Origin of the sequence: Shigella flexneri 2a str. 301 (genome assembly GCF_000006925.2) — a bacterium.
GTDB lineage: Bacteria > Pseudomonadota > Gammaproteobacteria > Enterobacterales > Enterobacteriaceae > ECMA0423.
The window spans coordinates 4143599-4159026 of sequence record NC_004337.2; the positions used below are offsets into that span (position 1 = coordinate 4143599).

Here is a 15428-nt window from a genome sequence, read left to right on the forward strand (position 1 = left end):
GTGATAATGCATATAATTTTAACGGCTATTTGGGATTTGCTCAATCTATACGCAAAGAAGTTTAGATGTCCAGATGTATTGACGTCCATTAACACAATGTTTACTCTGGTGCCTGACATTTCACCGACAAAGCCCAGGAAACTTCATCACATGACGCGTAAACAGGCCACCATCGCAGTGCGTAGCGGGTTAAATGACGACGAACAGTATGGTTGCGTTGTCCCTCCCATCCATCTTTCCAGCACCTATAACTTTACCGGATTTAATGAACCGCGCGCGCATGATTACTCGCGTCGCGGCAACCCAACGCGCGATGTGGTTCAGCGTGCGCTGGCAGAACTGGAAGGCGGTGCTGGCGCAGTACTTACTAATACCGGCATGTCCGCGATTCACCTGGTAACGACCGTCTTTTTGAAACCTGGCGATCTGCTGGTTGCGCCGCACGACTGCTACGGCGGTAGCTATCGCCTGTTCGACAGTCTGGCGAAACGCGGTTGCTATCGCGTGTTGTTTGTTGATCAAGGCGATGAACAGGCATTACGGGCAGCGCTGGCAGAAAAACCCAAACTGGTACTGGTAGAAAGCCCAAGTAATCCATTGTTACGCGTCGTGGATATTGCGAAAATCTGCCATCTGGCAAGGGAAGTCGGGGCGGTGAGCGTGGTGGATAACACCTTCTTAAGCCCGGCATTACAAAATCCGCTGGCATTGGGTGCCGATCTGGTGTTGCATTCATGTACGAAATATCTGAACGGTCACTCTGACGTGGTGGCTGGCGTGGTGATTGCTAAAGACCCGGACGTTGTCACTGAACTTGCCTGGTGGGCAAACAATATTGGCGTGACGGGCGGCGCGTTTGACAGCTATCTGCTGCTACGCGGGTTGCGAACGCTGGTGCCGCGTATGGAGCTGGCGCAGCGCAACGCGCAGGCGATTGTGAAATATCTGCAAACCCAGCCGTTGGTGAAAAAACTGTATCACCCGTCGCTGCCGGAAAATCAGGGGCATGAAATTGCCGCGCGTCAGCAAAAAGGCTTTGGCGCAATGTTGAGTTTTGAACTGGATGGCGATGAGCAGACGCTGTGTCGTTTCCTGGGCGGGCTGTCGTTGTTTACGCTGGCGGAATCATTAGGGGGAGTGGAAAGTTTAATCTCTCACGCCGCAACCATGACACATGCAGGCATGGCACCAGAAGCGCGTGCTGCCGCCGGGATCTCCGAGACGCTGCTGCGTATCTCCACCGGTATTGAAGATGGCGAAGATTTAATTGCCGACCTGGAAAATGGCTTCCGGGCTGCAAACAAGGGGTAAAAATGAGTGTGATTGCGCAGGCAGGGGCGAAAGGTCGTCAGCTGCATAAATTTGGTGGCAGTAGTCTGGCTGATGTGAAGTGTTATTTGCGTGTCGCGGGCATTATGGCGGAGTTCTCTCAGCCTGACGATATGATGGTGGTTTCCGCCGCCGGTAGCACCACTAACCAGTTGATTAACTGGTTGAAACTAAGCCAGACCGATCGTCTCTCTGCGCATCAGGTTCAACAAACGCTGCGTCGCTATCAGTGCGATCTGATTAGCGGTCTGCTACCCGCTGAAGAAGCCGATAGCCTCATTAGCGCTTTTGTCAGCGATCTTGAGCGCCTGGCGGCGTTGCTCGACAGTGGTATTAACGATGCGGTGTATGCGGAAGTGGTGGGCCACGGTGAAGTGTGGTCGGCGCGCCTGATGTCTGCGGTACTTAATCAACAAGGGCTGCCAGCGGCCTGGCTTGATGCCCGTGAGTTTTTACGCGCTGAACGCGCTGCGCAACCGCAGGTTGATGAAGGGCTTTCTTACCCGTTGCTGCAACAGCTACTGGTACAACATCCGAGCAAACGTCTGGTGGTGACCGGGTTTATCAGCCGTAACAACGCCGGTGAAACGGTGTTGCTGGGGCGTAACGGTTCCGACTATTCCGCGACACAAATCGGTGCGCTGGCGGGTGTTTCTCGTGTAACCATCTGGAGCGACGTCGCCGGGGTATACAGTGCCGACCCGCGTAAAGTGAAAGATGCCTGCCTGCTGCCGTTGCTGCGTCTGGATGAGGCCAGCGAACTGGCGCGTCTGGCGGCTCCCGTTCTTCACGCCCGTACTTTACAGCCAGTTTCTGGCAGCGAAATCGACCTGCAGCTGCGCTGTAGCTACACGCCGGATCAAGGTTCCACGCGCATTGAACGCGTGCTGGCCTCCGGTACTGGTGCGCGTATTGTCACCAGCCACGATGATGTCTGTTTGATTGAGTTTCAGGTGCCCGCCAGTCAGGATTTCAAACTGGCGCATAAAGAGATCGACCAGATCCTGAAACGTGCCCAGGTGCGTCCACTGGCGGTTGGCGTGCATAACGATCGCCAGTTGTTGCAATTTTGCTACACCTCAGAAGTGGCCGACAGTGCGCTGAAAATCCTCGACGAAGCGGGATTACCTGGAGAACTGCGCCTGCGTCAGGGGCTGGCGCTGGTGGCGATGGTCGGGGCGGGTGTCACCCGTAACCCGCTGCATTGCCACCGCTTCTGGCAGCAACTGAAAGGCCAGCCGGTCGAGTTTACGTGGCAGTCCGATGACGGCATCAGTCTGGTGGCAGTACTGCGCACCGGCCCGACCGAAAGCCTGATTCAGGGGCTGCATCAGTCCGTCTTCCGCGCAGAAAAACGCATCGGCCTGGTATTGTTCGGCAAAGGCAATATCGGCTCTCGCTGGCTGGAACTGTTCGCCCGCGAGCAGAGCACGCTTTCGGCGCGTACCGGCTTTGAATTTGTGCTGGCAGGCGTGGTGGACAGCCGCCGCAGTCTGTTGAGTTATGACGGGCTGGACGCCAGCCGCGCGTTAGCCTTCTTCAACGATGAAGCGGTCGAGCAGGATGAAGAGTCGCTTTTCCTGTGGATGCGCGCCCATCCGTATGATGATTTAGTGGTGTTGGACGTTACCGCCAGCCAGCAGCTTGCTGATCAGTATCTCGATTTCGCCAGCCACGGTTTCCACGTCATCAGTGCCAACAAACTGGCGGGAGCAAGCGACAGCAATAAATATCGCCAGATCCACGACGCCTTCGAAAAAACCGGGCGTCACTGGCTATACAACGCCACCGTTGGTGCGGGCTTGCCGATCAACCATACCGTGCGCGATCTGATCGACAGCGGCGATACCATTTTGTCGATCAGTGGGATCTTCTCCGGCACGCTCTCCTGGCTGTTCCTGCAATTCGACGGTAGCGTGCCGTTTACCGAGCTGGTGGATCAGGCGTGGCAGCAGGGCTTAACCGAGCCTGATCCGCGTGACGACCTCTCCGGCAAAGACGTAATGCGCAAGCTGGTGATTCTGGCGCGTGAAGCGGGTTACAACATTGAACCGGACCAGGTACGTGTGGAATCGCTGGTGCCTGCTCATTGCGAAGGCGGCAGCATCGACCATTTCTTTGAAAATGGCGATGAACTTAACGAGCAGATGGTGCAACGGCTGGAAGCGGCCCGCGAAATGGGGCTGGTGCTGCGCTACGTGGCGCGTTTCGATGCCAACGGCAAAGCGCGTGTGGGCGTGGAGGCGGTGCGTGAAGACTATCCGCTGGCATCACTGCTGCCATGCGATAACGTCTTTGCCATCGAAAGCCGCTGGTACCGCGATAATCCGCTGGTGATCCGTGGGCCTGGCGCTGGGCGCGACGTCACCGCCGGGGCGATTCAGTCGGATATCAACCGGCTGGCACAGTTGTTGTAATTTCAGAAATTTAATAATGCCCGGTACTCATGTTTTCGGGTCTATGGTTTCTAATGAAATATATTGAATTATCATAGAATTAGGCCGGATGAAGCGTTTACGACGAATCCGGCAAGAAGCAATAAGTACATGGTTAGTTTATATTTGCAGTCCGGTTTGCTTTGCATATCGGATTTTCTTTTTCTTACCATCCTGAAGTTTTTTCATCTTCCCTGATTTTTCCTCACCATCATTGGTCATTTTTCGGTTGACGCCCTTCGGCTTTTCCTTCATCTTTACATCTGGACGTCTAAATGGATAGATGTGCACAACACAACATATAACTACAAGCGATTGATGAGGTAAGGTATGAGCTTTTTTCACGCCAGCCAGCGGGATGCCCTGAATCAGAGCCTGGCAGAAGTCCAGGGGCAGATTAACGTTTCGTTCGAGTTTTTCCCGCCGCGTACCAGTGAAATGGAGCAGACCCTGTGGAACTCCATCGATCGCCTTAGCAGCCTGAAACCGAAGTTTGTATCGGTGACCTATGGCGCGAACTCCGGCGAGCGCGACCGTACGCACAGCATTATTAAAGGCATTAAAGATCGCACTGGTCTGGAAGCGGCACCGCATCTTACTTGCATTGATGCGACGCCCGACGAGCTGCGCACCATTGCACGCGACTACTGGAATAACGGTATTCGTCATATCGTGGCACTGCGTGGCGATCTGCCGCCGGGAAGTGGTAAGCCAGAAATGTATGCTTCTGACCTGGTGACGCTGTTAAAAGAAGTGGCAGATTTCGATATATCCGTGGCGGCGTATCCGGAAGTTCACCCGGAAGCAAAAAGCGCTCAGGCGGATTTGCTTAATCTGAAACGCAAAGTGGATGCCGGAGCCAACCGCGCGATTACTCAGTTCTTCTTCGATGTCGAAAGCTACCTGCGTTTTCGTGACCGCTGTGTATCGGCGGGCATTGATGTGGAAATCATCCCGGGCATTTTGCCGGTATCTAACTTTAAACAGGCGAAGAAATTTGCCGACATGACCAACGTGCGTATTCCGGCGTGGATGGCGCAAATGTTTGACGGGCTGGATGACGATGCCGAAACCCGCAAACTGGTGGGCGCGAATATTGCCATGGATATGGTGAAGATTTTAAGCCGTGAAGGAGTGAAAGATTTCCACTTCTATACGCTTAACCGCGCTGAAATGAGTTACGCGATTTGCCATACGCTGGGTGTTCGACCTGGTTTATAAATAGTGTGGCTTTTGTGAAAATCACACAGTGATCACAAATTTTAAACAGAGCACAAAATGCTGCCTCGAAATGAGGGCGGGAAAATAAGGTTGTCAGCCTTGTTTTCTCCCTCATTACTTGAAGGATATGAAGCTAAAACCCTTTTTTATAAAGCATTTGTCCGAATTCGGACATAATCAAAAAAGCTTAATTACGATCAATTTGATCTACATCTCTTTAACCAACAATATGTAAGATCTCAACTATCGCATCCGTGGATTAATTCAATTATAACTTCTCTCTAACGCTGTGTATCGTAACGGTAACACTGTAGAGGGGAGCACATTGATGAGCACGTCAGACGATATCCATAACACCACAGCCACTGGCAAATGCCCGTTCCATCAGGGCGGTCACGACCAGAGCGCGGGGGCGGGCACAACCACTCGCGACTGGTGGCCAAATCAACTCCGTGTTGACCTGTTAAACCAACATTCTAATCGTTCTAACCCGCTGGGTGAGGACTTTGACTACCGCAAAGAATTCAGCAAATTAGATTACTACGGCCTGAAAAAAGATCTGAAAGCCCTGCTGACAGAATCTCAGCCGTGGTGGCCAGCCGACTGGGGCAGCTACGCCGGTCTGTTTATTCGTATGGCTTGGCACGGCGCAGGTACTTACCGTTCAATCGATGGACGCGGCGGCGCGGGTCGTGGTCAGCAACGTTTTGCACCGCTGAACTCCTGGCCGGATAACGTAAGCCTCGATAAAGCGCGTCGCCTGTTGTGGCCAATCAAACAGAAATATGGTCAGAAAATCTCCTGGGCCGACCTGTTTATCCTCGCAGGTAACGTGGCGCTGGAAAACTCCGGCTTCCGTACCTTCGGTTTTGGTGCCGGTCGTGAAGACGTCTGGGAACCGGATCTGGATGTTAACTGGGGTGATGAAAAAGCCTGGCTGACTCACCGTCATCCGGAAGCGCTGGCGAAAGCACCGCTGGGTGCAACCGAGATGGGCCTGATTTACGTTAACCCGGAAGGCCCGGATCACAGCGGCGAACCGCTTTCTGCGGCAGCAGCTATCCGCGCGACCTTCGGCAACATGGGCATGAACGACGAAGAAACCGTGGCGCTGATTGCGGGTGGTCATACGCTGGGTAAAACCCACGGTGCCGGTCCGACATCAAACGTAGGTCCTGATCCAGAAGCTGCACCGATTGAAGAACAAGGTTTAGGCTGGGCGAGCACTTACGGCAGCGGCGTTGGCGCAGATGCCATTACCTCTGGTCTGGAAGTAGTCTGGACCCAGACGCCGACCCAGTGGAGCAACTATTTCTTCGAGAATCTGTTCAAGTATGAGTGGGTACAGACCCGCAGTCCGGCTGGAGCAATCCAGTTCGAAGCGGTAGACGCACCGGAAATTATCCCGGATCCGTTCGATCCGTCGAAGAAACGTAAACCGACAATGCTGGTGACCGACCTGACGCTGCGTTTTGATCCTGAGTTCGAGAAGATCTCTCGTCGTTTCCTCAACGATCCGCAGGCGTTCAACGAAGCCTTTGCCCGTGCCTGGTTCAAACTGACGCACAGGGATATGGGGCCGAAATCTCGCTACATCGGGCCGGAAGTGCCGAAAGAAGATCTGATCTGGCAAGATCCGCTGCCGCAGCCGATCTACAACCCGACCGAGCAGGACATTATCGATCTGAAATTCGCGATTGCGGATTCTGGTCTGTCTGTTAGTGAGCTGGTATCGGTGGCCTGGGCATCTGCTTCTACCTTCCGTGGTGGCGACAAACGCGGTGGTGCCAACGGTGCGCGTCTGGCATTAATGCCGCAGCGCGACTGGGATGTGAACGCCGCAGCCGTTCGTGCTCTGCCTGTTCTGGAGAAAATCCAGAAAGAGTCTGGTAAAGCCTCGCTGGCGGATATCATCGTGCTGGCTGGTGTGGTTGGTGTTGAGAAAGCCGCAAGCGCCGCAGGTTTGAGCATTCATGTACCGTTTGCGCCGGGTCGCGTTGATGCGCGTCAGGATCAGACTGACATTGAGATGTTTGAGCTGCTGGAGCCAATTGCTGACGGTTTCCGTAACTATCGCGCTCGTCTGGACGTTTCCACCACCGAGTCACTGCTGATCGACAAAGCACAGCAACTGACGCTGACCGCGCCGGAAATGACTGCGCTGGTGGGCGGGATGCGTGTACTGGGTGCCTACTTCGATGGCAGCAAAAACGGCGTCTTCACTGACCGCGTTGGCGTATTGAGCAATGACTTCTTCGTGAACTTGCTGGATATGCGTTACGAGTGGAAAGCGACTGACGAATCGAAAGAGCTGTTCGAAGGACGTGACCGCGAAACCGGCGAAGTGAAATACACAGCCAGCCGTGCGGATCTGGTATTTGGTTCTAACTCTGTCCTGCGTGCAGTAGCGGAAGTTTACGCCAGCAGCGATGCCCACGAGAAGTTTGTTAAAGACTTCGTAGCGGCATGGGTGAAAGTGATGAACCTCGACCGTTTCGACCTGCTGTAATCTGACCTTCTTCAGCGACTGTCTTTCAGGCAGTCGCTGAAGTTTCTTTACCGGCGTATAGTGTCCACAGGAAAACTACACACTGGATCTCTCATGTCTGCCGCAGGAAAGAGCAACCCACTGGCAATCAGTGGCTTGGTTGTGCTCACACTTATCTGGAGTTATAGCTGGATTTTCATGAAGCAAGTCACCAGTTACATCGGTGCCTTCGACTTTACCGCCTTACGCTGCATTTTCGGCGCTCTCGTTTTATTCATCGTCCTTTTATTACGTGGTCGCGGAATGCGCCCGACGCCGTTTAAATACACCTTAGCCATTGCCCTGTTACAAACCTGCGGGATGGTTGGTCTGGCGCAGTGGGCGTTGGTCAGCGGAGGTGCGGGGAAGGTGGCGATCCTGAGCTATACCATGCCGTTCTGGGTGGTGATTTTCGCCGCGTTGTTTCTCGGTGAACGCCTGCGACGTGGGCAATATTTCGCGATTCTGATTGCCGCTTTCGGCTTATTTTTGGTGTTGCAGCCGTGGCAACTCGATTTCTCTTCGATGAAAAGTGCCATGCTGGCAATCCTCTCCGGTGTTAGTTGGGGGGCGAGCGCGATTGTTGCTAAACGCCTATACGCCCGTCATCCGCGCGTGGATTTATTATCGTTAACATCCTGGCAGATGCTGTATGCGGCGCTGGTGATGAGTGTGGTCGCTTTACTGGTGCCGCAACGTGAAATTGACTGGCAGCCCACCGTGTTCTGGGCGCTGGCCTACAGTGCGATTCTGGCGACGGCGCTAGCGTGGAGCTTATGGCTGTTTGTGCTGAAAAACTTGCCTGCCAGTATTGCCAGCTTAAGCACACTGGCCGTTCCCGTTTGTGGCGTACTCTTTTCCTGGTGGCTGCTCGGTGAGAATCCGGGGGCCGTTGAAGGTAGCGGTATTGTGCTGATTGTGCTGGCACTGGCGCTGGTGAGCCGTAAGAAAAAAGAAGCTGTCAGTGTAAAAAGCATCTGAATTTTTTCTTCATGTGGGGCGATCTCTTATTTAACAAAATAACGATAATGCCCCACCATCCGCCAGCTAAACAGCACATCTTCTTCCTGCGCGCCTGCGCCAATGTTATGTATCACCAGCGGCGTACCGTCGCGGGCGAAGCCATCTGACGCCACCCCAATATGCGCCAGCCCGTTATCTAATCGCCAGGAGACAATATCGCCCGCTTGATAGTCACCGGCATTTTTACTGATGGGGCGTGTTTTGTTGTGGCGGCTAAACCAGGTTTCCAGATTAGGCACCCGACGGTGATCGATGTTGCTGTCCGGGCGCTTTAACTTCCATTTTTGCGGGTACTCAGCAAAATTCTTCGCCATATCTTCGTGAACCAGTTTCTGCAAATCGACCTTCTGGCTGCGCAATGCGCGGATCACCACATCGGAACATACACCGCGTTCTTGCGGAACATCACCGCCAGGATAGGTAAGCTGCGATCGTAAAATAGCGTGCTGCCAATTTGCTGTCTGGCACCGTCTGCGATGGCAAGGTTGGTATTGGCCTGGATTTGTACCACGGTTGGTGGAACGGCGGGAGATTTTAAGGAGTGGCTGGTAAATGCCGTTAGCAGGCTGAGCAGCGCCAGTGAAGCTTTCATCTGGTTCGTCCGTGAAAATAAGAGTCACAGATTCGACCTTCCGGGCTAACGATTGTTCTGTGGAGAAAATGTCCAGAAGCGGATAAAAAACTCCTGAACAACGTGGGAGTTTCAGATTACTGGCACAGAGTGCCGGATGCGGAGTGAACGCCTTATCCGGCCTACAAAAGCACGCAAATTCAATATATTGCAGAGATTGCGTAGGCCTGATAAGCGTAGCGCATCAGGCAATTTTGCGTTCAAACTCCCGGACAAGCCGGGAGTTTGGAGTAGGTTATTCCCACTCTTGCAGGAAACGCTGACCGTACTGGTCAGCTACCAGCAGTGCGGCGTAAACCTGATCTGGCGTCGCGCCGCCAGGCATGTTGTGGATGGTTTCACCTTCTGCACAAGATGCTTTTGCAACAATGCGCATTTTCGCCGGGACATCTTCTTTAATATCCAGTTGAGCGAGAGTTATTGGCAAACCTACCGCATGGCTAAGTGCAGCTACGGTTTCGATTTCCTCCACCGGCGCGTTTTCCAGTACCAGCTGCGTCAGCGTACCAAATGCCACTTTTCACCGTGATAATAGTGATGCGCGTCCGGGATAGCGGTCAGGCCGTTATGCACCGCGTGAGCCGCCGCCAGCCGCCGCTTTCAAAACCAACGCCGCTCAAATAGGTGTTCGCTTCAATCACGCGCTCCAGCGCCGGGGTTACTACATGCTGTTCGGCGGCAAGCATCGCTTTTTCGCCTTCTTCCAGCAGGGTGTTGTAGCACAGTTCAGCCAGTGCCAGCGCCGCCTGGGTGCACTTGCCGCCCGCCATGGTGGTCGCGCCGCTACGAGAGCAAGCACGCGCTTCAAACCAGGTTGCCAGCGCATCGCCGATACCCGCTGCTAACAGACGTGCAGGTGCGCCCGCGACGATTTTGGTGTCGACAATGACCATATTCGGGTTATTTGGCAACAGCAGATAGCGGTCAAACTCACCCTCATCGGTGTAGATAACAGACAATGCGCTGCACGGTGCATCGGTCGAGGCGATAGTCGGTGCGATCGCTACCGGAACACCCATGAAATGTGCCAGTGCTTTGGCAGTATCGAGGGTTTTTCCGCCACCGATACCGAGAATTGCGCCACACTGCGCAGTCTCCGCGATGCCACGCAGACGGTCGATCTCATTTTGCGAACATTCACCGCCAAACGGCGTAATTTCTACTACCAGTCCAGCATCTTTAAAGCTTTTCTCGACAGTGGATTGAGCAAAAACTAAAACAAATTTGTCACCCACCACTAACCAGCGTTCTGCCAGCGGCTTCAGGTATTCGCCCAGACGATTAATCACATCAGCGCCCTGGATGTATTTACCCGGTGATTGAATAATGCGGTCCATAATTGCTCCTTTAGAGATGAGTAGTGCCAAATGCGGCATTCCAGTCGTGTTCGAACTTCTCTATAGCTGACTCTACCGCAGGGGTGTTGAGCATTTGTTGCGCTACATCTAAGGGCAGGGTGATGGATTCACATCCTGCCAGTAAACAGTCCAGCGCCTGACGCGGCGTTTTAAAGCTGGCTGCCAGCACCATGCTTTCTGGCGCGTGCATTTCTAACAGCGTTTGCAGCTCCTGAACCGTACGAATGCCGTCCCCGCCCTGGGCATCTACGCGGTTAACATACGGAGCAACGTATTTTGCCCCTGCCAGTGCGGCTAATAACCCTTCTGCGGCGCTATATACAGCGGTGCCAAGTGTAGTAATACCCTATTTTTTCAGTATTTTAATTGCTGCCAGACCTTCGGAAGTCACCGGGATTTTCACCACAATACCCGGAATAGCGTCGCGCAGGCGCTTCGCTTCTTCCACCATCCCCTGCGCGTCGCGGCTCATGGTCTGAGCAAACAGAATGCCCTCATCACCAATCGCTTTTTGCAGACGCGGCAGCACTTCCCAGATGGACTCCTTGCTGGCAGCGATAATGCTCGGGTTAGTTGTCACCCCGGCAATCGGGAATATGCGTGCCAGACGTTCGACTTCTGCGACGTTAGCGGTGTCCAGATACAGTTCCATGATGTTTCCTTTTACAGTTCCAGTTCATGTTGCAGCAGGCTGGCGATAGCGTCGGCAGAGGCGGCGTTAACCAGCGCGTTACGGAATTCTTCGTGCATGATGCGGCGAGCGAGGCGCGAGAAAATGCGCATGTGCTGATCGCCCGCAGCGTGTTTGTTCAGGGTTAACATAATGATGAATTGCGCTTCATCATCGCCCCAGCGCACCGGCGCTTGCAGACGCGCCACGCTGATGGTGGATTGCTCAATGTGTTCTGATTTGCTGTGTGGAATGGCAAAACTAAAGCCCAGACCGGTAGAGAAAACGGCCTCGCGCGCCCATAAGTCGGCTTCCAGTTTACGCGGATAGCGGCAGCGGCCCGCCAGCAGCAGGTTATCGGTCATGCCTTTGAGCACTTCTTCTTTGCTGCGCCAGTCACTTTCCAGCGTGATGCACTCGGCGGTGACCAGCGGTGCGTCCTGTTGGGTCATGCGGAATTGCGCCAGCAGGTGTTCCACTTCCAGCGAAGTACGGCAGGCCATTGCCTGGTTGAGCAACTTGCGGCACTCACGGCTATCAAGTTGCGCCATCCGCGCTTTCGCCGCCGGAATTGATGGTGCGCTCATGCTGAGTTCATCCAGCCCTAAGCCGACCAGCAACGGCAGCACGGAACCTTTCGCTCCCAGCTCACCGCACAGACCAATCCATTTACCCTGGCGATGCACCGCCTGCACGTCGTAATCGAGCGCCCGCAAGAATGCCGGATTCAGGCTGTTGTAGTGACGAGTAACCTTAGCGTTATCGCGATCCACTGCCAGCAGATATTGCGTCAGGTCATTACTACCAATACTAAAGAAATCAATCTCTTCGCAGCATTGATCGATGATGAACATCACCGACGGCACTTCCAGCATAATGCCGAGCTGGATCTTCTCATCAAACGGAATGTGTTCGTTACGTAGTTGCTGTTTGGCTTCTGCCAGTTTTTCTTTCACCCATAAGATCTCTTCCATTGAGGAGATCATCGGGATCATGATTTTCAGGCTGCCGTGAGCGGAGGCGCGCAGGATCGAGCGTAGTTGTGTGGTAAATAACGACGCGTATTCTTCATAAATACGCACGGCGCGATAACCGAGGAACGGGTTTGCCTCTGCGGGAATGTTTAGATAATCAACGGGTTTGTCGCCGCCAATGTCCATAGTGCGCACAATAATGCTGCGTCCGTTGGCAGACTCCAGCGCCTGACAAAAAATGTTGTACAGCTCGCTTTCGCCCGGTGCACTGGTGCGATCCATATAGAGCATTTCAGTGCGGAACAAACCAACGCCTTCCGCACCATTGCCGAATGCGGCCTGCGCTTCCACGGAGTGAGCGATGTTAGCGGCAATTTCAATGCGGATACCGTCAGCGGTACGGGCTTGTTGGGTCAGCTAGACACGCTGTTGCTCACGCAGGGCGTCCTGTACGCGGGCTTCTTGCTGATAATAACGAGCTACGGCTTCTCCTGGCTCAACCACAATCGCCCCGGCGTTGCCGTCGATATAAATCGTTTGATGCTGCCACGGAGTGAGGGCATCAATATCCACACCAACCAGCGTCGGAATGTTGAACGAACGGGCAAGGATCACCGTATGTGAGGTGGTGCCGCCGCTTTTCAGTAACAATCCTTTGAGGTGATTTTTATCCAGTTCGAGGAACTGGCTGGGGGTCAGTTCATCAGCCATACAAATGGCGGACTGCGTCAGTTTGCCCGGTGCCGGGAAGCGTTGCTCACCGTAGATTTGCTGGAGTAACTGGAAGCAGACGTCGCGTACGTCCAGGGCACGTTCTTGCAGGTATCTGCTGCTGGAACGGGCAAACTCTTCGCAAAAGTGATTCGCACTGGCGACAATCGCTTCGGCGCAGCTTAATCCGGCGCTGACGCCTGCCAGTAAATGTTCGTGCAGGGAAGTATCGCCAGCCAGGGATCGGTGCGCTTCCAGAATCGCGCTGGTAGCACCGTCGCTATCCAGCAGACGAAACTCAATGTTTTTCAGTACCAGCGTCAGGCCGTTTTCCAGTGCGGATTGCTCGGCGTCAACGTCTTTGGCTGCGGGAAGATTACTCAGCGCATTGAGATCTAAAGAAGAGATCGGCGTCAGAATGCCGCCTGCACTACCGCTGCACACGGTGCGGGCGCGGATAATTTGCGGATTCAGATTGGTCAGTGAAACCGGCAGTGGTTCCAGTTCGTCAGATTTAACTTCCGCCAGCGGCGCATCGCAGTGGGGGAATTCATCGCGCAGCCATTGGCTTAAACGCTGGTGCCCTTCCTGTTCGTCGGCCCCGGAAATCAGTAGCTGGCAGTTATCACCCACCAGCGTATCGGTGCCAATCAGCGCCAGAGCGCTTTTGGCGTTGCCTTTACGGTCAGTACGCAGGTTATGCCACTCAATTTGAGATGAAAAAGTATTACACAGCGTTTCAACGTGGCTTGCCGGACGCGCATGTACGCCGTTAGGTAGCTCACAAATAAATTCCACAATCAGGGCCATTGCCTTTCTCCCGGTACGGTTTTCTGTTTACAGGATAAGAGCGCACGGTAACGGCCTGCCATGTGACAAATCTGCCAAAAGCTGGACAAATGTAATGTAACCGTCAATTTGCGACGCGTCTCACAAGACGCCGTTTTGCGGCATGCTTCCGGATTATCGCAAGTTATGAGGCGGATCGCATTTTTGTACTGATATTACAAAAGTCCAGTAAATGGCCTTTTTATCCACTGTTTGCTCCGCCTGCGATTGCCTATTGTTTCCTCCATCAAAAATATGGACATGGGCTTTTGCAAGCCCGGGAGCAGCTTATGAATGAGTTGGTGCAGATCCTGAAAAATACCCGTCAGCATTTAATGACGGGCGTTTCACACATGATTCCCTTCGTGGTATCGGGCGGTATTTTGCTGGCGGTTTCCGTCATGTTGTATGGCAAAGGCGCAGTGCCGGATGCCGTAGCCGATCCGAATTTGAAAAAACTGTTTGATATCGGCGTTGCAGGTTTGACGCTGATGGTGCCTTTCCTCGCCGCTTACATTGGTTACTCCATTGCAGAGCGTTCTGCGCTGGCTCCGTGCGCTATCGGTGCCTGGGTTGGTAACAGCTTTGGTGCGGGCTTCTTTGGTGCGCTGATCGCCGGGATTATCGGCGGCATCGTGGTGCATTACCTGAAGAAAATTCCGGTGCATAAAGTTCTGCGCTCGGTGATGCCCATCTTCATTATTCCTATCATCGGCACACTGATTACCGCAGGCATCATGATGTGGGGCTTGGGCGAGCCTGTAGGGGCGTTGACCAACAGCCTGACTCAGTGGCTTCAGGGGATGCAGCAGGGCAGCATTGTTATGCTGGCGGTGATCATGGGGCTGATGCTGGCGTTCGATATGGGCGGTCCGGTTAACAAAGTGGCCTATGCCTTCATGCTGATTTGCGTTGCTCAGGGTGTTTATACCGTGGTGGCCATTGCTGCCGTGGGTATTTGTATCCCGCCGCTGGGGATGGGGCTGGCGACGCTGATTGGTCGTAAAAATTTCTCCGCAGAAGAGCGCGAAACCGGCAAAGCGGCACTGGTGATGGGCTGTGTTGGCGTTACTGAAGGGGCGATTCCTTTCGCCGCTGCCGATCCGCTGCGTGTCATTCCTTCCATTATGGTCGGTTCAGTTTGTGGTGCAGTAACTGCGGCGCTGGTCGGTGCGCAGTGCTATGCAGGCTGGGGTGGTCTGATTGTGCTGCCGGTGGTTGAAGGTAAGTTGGGTTATATCGCAGCAGTGGCTGTCGGAGCAGTGGTGACGGCTGTTTGTGTGAACGTGCTGAAAAGTCTGGCGCGTAAAAATGGGTCTTCGACTGATGAAAAAGAAGACGACCTGGATTTGGATTTTGAAATTAATTAATTGAGGAACGAGCCATGACGAAAATTATTGCAGTAACCGCATGTCCTTCAGGTGTTGCCCATACCTATATGGCAGCAGAGGCGCTGGAAAGTGCCGCGAAAGCGAAAGGCTGGGAAGTGAAAGTAGAAACCCAGGGGTCAATTGGTCTGGAAAATGAACTGACTGCGGAAGACGTGGCGAGCGCTGATATGGTGATTCTGACCAAAGATATCGGCATCAAGTTTGAAGAGCGTTTTGCTGGCAAGACCATCGTGCGCGTCAACATCAGCGATGCAGTAAAACGTGCTGACGCCATTATGAGCAAAATTGAAGCTCACCTGGCGCAAACCGCTTAAGTTCTTCTCCCGCTCG

At 53.7% G+C, this 15428-nt stretch carries 7 protein-coding genes, 4 pseudogenes and 3 other annotated features; of the genes and pseudogenes, 7 read left to right on the forward strand and 4 right to left on the reverse strand.

What is annotated here, in order from left to right:
• The first annotated feature begins 150 nt into the window (after nucleotides 1-150).
• The 5 genes from metB (at nucleotide 151) to SF4021 (ending at nucleotide 8493) form a co-directional block, all read left to right on the forward strand.
• On the forward strand, nucleotides 151-1311 hold the full coding sequence (gene metB / locus SF4017) for a cystathionine gamma-synthase (protein ID NP_709743.2): 1161 nt from the start codon (nucleotides 151-153) through the stop codon (nucleotides 1309-1311).
• A 2-nt stretch (nucleotides 1312-1313) separates the two neighbouring features.
• A complete protein-coding gene (gene metL / locus SF4018) occupies nucleotides 1314-3746 on the forward strand; it encodes a bifunctional aspartate kinase II/homoserine dehydrogenase II (RefSeq protein NP_709744.1) in 2433 nt (810 codons plus the stop codon).
• A 348-nt stretch (nucleotides 3747-4094) separates the two neighbouring features.
• The gene (gene metF / locus SF4019; RefSeq protein NP_709745.1) at nucleotides 4095-4985 is read left to right on the forward strand and encodes a 5,10-methylenetetrahydrofolate reductase; all 891 of its coding nucleotides are present in this window, start codon (nucleotides 4095-4097) and stop codon (nucleotides 4983-4985) included.
• A 328-nt stretch (nucleotides 4986-5313) separates the two neighbouring features.
• The gene (gene katG, locus SF4020) at nucleotides 5314-7494 is read left to right on the forward strand and encodes a catalase/hydroperoxidase HPI(I) (RefSeq protein NP_709746.2); all 2181 of its coding nucleotides are present in this window, start codon (nucleotides 5314-5316) and stop codon (nucleotides 7492-7494) included.
• A 60-nt stretch (nucleotides 7495-7554) separates the two neighbouring features.
• Nucleotides 7555-8493, forward strand: coding sequence for a hypothetical protein (locus tag SF4021; protein ID NP_709747.1), 939 nt, complete (start codon nucleotides 7555-7557; stop codon nucleotides 8491-8493).
• A gap of 26 nt (nucleotides 8494-8519) precedes the next feature.
• Nucleotides 8520-9127: a sequence feature (Similar to Escherichia coli K12 conserved hypothetical protein gi: 1790380 (206 aa). BLAST with identity of 95% in 202 aa. This CDS ontains frameshift. The sequence has been checked and is believed to be correct.), on the reverse strand.
• On the opposite strand, the pseudogene yijF reads toward SF4021, so the two are convergent.
• The 4 pseudogenes from yijF to ptsA form a co-directional block, all read right to left on the reverse strand.
• Nucleotides 8520-9127, reverse strand: a pseudogene (yijF, locus tag SF4022). (Overlaps the previous feature by 608 nt.)
• A 274-nt stretch (nucleotides 9128-9401) precedes the next feature.
• Nucleotides 9402-10542, reverse strand: a sequence feature ('Similar to Escherichia coli K12 glycerol dehydrogenase, (NAD) gi: 1790381 (381 aa). BLAST with identity of 97% in 380 aa. This CDS contains an in-frame stop codon. The sequence has been checked and is believed to be correct.').
• Nucleotides 9402-10542 (reverse strand): annotated as a pseudogene (gene gldA, locus SF4023). It overlaps the preceding feature by 1141 nt.
• Nucleotides 10514-11176 (reverse strand): annotated as a pseudogene (locus tag SF4024). The pseudogenes gldA and SF4024 overlap by 29 nt, the downstream one beginning before the upstream one ends.
• Nucleotides 11177-11187: 11 nt before the next feature.
• Nucleotides 11188-13323: a sequence feature (Similar to Escherichia coli K12 PEP-protein phosphotransferase system enzyme I gi: 1790383 (712 aa). BLAST with identity of 97% in 711 aa. This CDS contains an in-frame stop codon. The sequence has been checked and is believed to be correct.), on the reverse strand.
• Nucleotides 11188-13323 (reverse strand): annotated as a pseudogene (gene ptsA, locus SF4025). (Overlaps the previous feature by 2136 nt.)
• A gap of 674 nt (nucleotides 13324-13997) precedes the next feature.
• Here ptsA and frwC point away from each other — a divergent pair.
• Both frwC and frwB read left to right on the forward strand, forming a co-directional pair.
• Nucleotides 13998-15077 (forward strand): PTS system fructose-like transporter subunit IIC, encoded by a 1080-nt coding sequence (frwC, locus tag SF4026; protein ID NP_709749.2) that lies wholly within the window; start codon nucleotides 13998-14000, stop codon nucleotides 15075-15077.
• A 14-nt stretch (nucleotides 15078-15091) separates the two neighbouring features.
• Nucleotides 15092-15412 carry a PTS system fructose-like transporter subunit IIB gene (frwB, locus tag SF4027; protein NP_709750.1) on the forward strand — a complete coding sequence of 107 codons (321 nt, stop codon included), beginning with the start codon at nucleotides 15092-15094 and terminating at the stop codon, nucleotides 15410-15412.
• Nucleotides 15413-15428: the final 16 nt, after the last annotated feature.

Bases quoted from the DNA above. Each gene is read 5' to 3' on its own strand.
- metF (NP_709745.1), top strand. From the start codon at position 4,095: ATGAGCTTTTTTCACGCCAGCCAGCGGGATGCCCTGAATCAGAGCCTG.
- frwB (NP_709750.1), top strand. From the start codon at position 15,092: ATGACGAAAATTATTGCAGTAACCGCATGTCCTTCAGGTGTTGCCCAT.
- metL (NP_709744.1), top strand. From the start codon at position 1,314: ATGAGTGTGATTGCGCAGGCAGGGGCGAAAGGTCGTCAGCTGCATAAA.
- frwC (NP_709749.2), top strand. From the start codon at position 13,998: ATGAATGAGTTGGTGCAGATCCTGAAAAATACCCGTCAGCATTTAATG.
- metB (NP_709743.2), top strand. From the start codon at position 151: ATGACGCGTAAACAGGCCACCATCGCAGTGCGTAGCGGGTTAAATGAC.
- katG (NP_709746.2), top strand. From the start codon at position 5,314: ATGAGCACGTCAGACGATATCCATAACACCACAGCCACTGGCAAATGC.